Below are 1,481 nucleotides of genomic sequence, written 5' to 3' on the forward strand. Positions count from 1 at the left end.
GGGTATGACTCGAGAACAGCTTATATTAACTATACTTAGAGACCAAATGCTTTTTGGCGGGGCGGGGCGATATATGAAAATTTATACTAGAAAAGAACTCGATGCTATGACAGATGAGCAGCTAGTAGAGGTTTATAATAGCATAGACAGGTCTTCGCCCCCGCAGATACCTGGGCAGGGTGGCGACCAAGAATTGCTTAGAAATAGGGCTATTGCAAGAACAACTCTAGTTATAACGGCTCAAAACAATATATATCAAACTTTAGCAACCAAAAGCACTACTCCGCAGGTAGAGGCGGAAATTAATTCTATTCAGTCAAAGATAGAGACTTTACTATCGGACTTAAATAAAGACCTAGATATACTGGACGAGCTAATGAAAGGGAATGAGGATTACTCATTTATATTTTCCAGGCTTCCGAATGGGCATAGCATAAAATCTCAGCTAAAGGATATAGAGCGTTTACAGAAGGAGGCACAAGACAAAGTTCGTAGTATGCCAGATAGGACGTCGGCAACCGAGGACTTAGACCAAAACCAAGTCACGGCAATAGTTAATAGAAACAATCAATTAAAGGAGGCTCTATCGAAAAGACTAGTGGAAGAGCCCACAGCCCCAAAGATAGACCAGCTTATAAACCAGTCGCCGGAGGATGGGGATTCGGATGGGGAGGATTCAGATGACGGGAATTCGAGCGATGGGGATGACGATGACTCTGATGACGACGGCTCCGACAGTTCCGGTGGTTTTGGGGAAGGAAGCGACGAGAAGGGGAGAGAAGGCGGCTCAATTGATAAAGAAGAGGACGATACAGACGGGCACGAGGATTTATCGCAGGAGATGAGGCTGGCTAGACGGTCGCTTTTATCTAAGACAGGCGATTTAGAGGAGAGGCTTACGAAACTAATCGCACCAGGGACCGCTCTCAGAGCTATGGATACAACCATTGACTATATAGGGCAGATATTTGATTATGTGGGCTCTTATTTAGTGAGTGGTGGACGCTCGAGAACCTACCATAGACCCAGCAGGAGATATAATCAACTGCTAAAGGAGTCTGGGGCTATTCCTTTATTTCCAGGGACGATGAGAAGGTCTGAAAAAGCCAAGCTTAAGCTTACGATATATTTGGATGTTTCGTGCTCGATGGGAGCTTGGCCATACAAAATACTGGCTAGATTAGCGGAGCATACAAATGAACTGGAAAACACTCGTTCTCTAGTAGTCACATTCAGCGACCAGTTGGATGAGGTTCTTGATTTGTCTTTAGGGATTCCTTCTCACCTTAAGACCACGAGCGGAACGGACATACAGAAGGTGTTGGATGCTATAAGCAAAGGGGAAAGGAGGACAGTCGAAGTTAAGGATGAGATATTTGGGGGCACAACTACGGAGATTGTGGATTTGAAGGCGGATGTAGCGGTAATTATAACAGACTTAGAGGCGCCCATAGACTTATCTGTTGTCCCCCCGACTCAGA

1 protein-coding gene is annotated in these 1,481 nt (G+C 45.2%); it reads left to right on the top strand.

The window, feature by feature from the left end; translation table 11 throughout:
• Window positions 1-73 precede the first annotated feature (73 nt).
• The coding region (locus PLH43_RS12255; protein ID WP_324363522.1) for a hypothetical protein at window positions 74-1,481 on the top strand (1,408 nt) is incomplete at its 3' end.

It is taken from the genome of Acetivibrio sp. (assembly GCF_035371925.1).
GTDB lineage: Bacteria > Bacillota > Clostridia > Acetivibrionales > Acetivibrionaceae > Hungateiclostridium.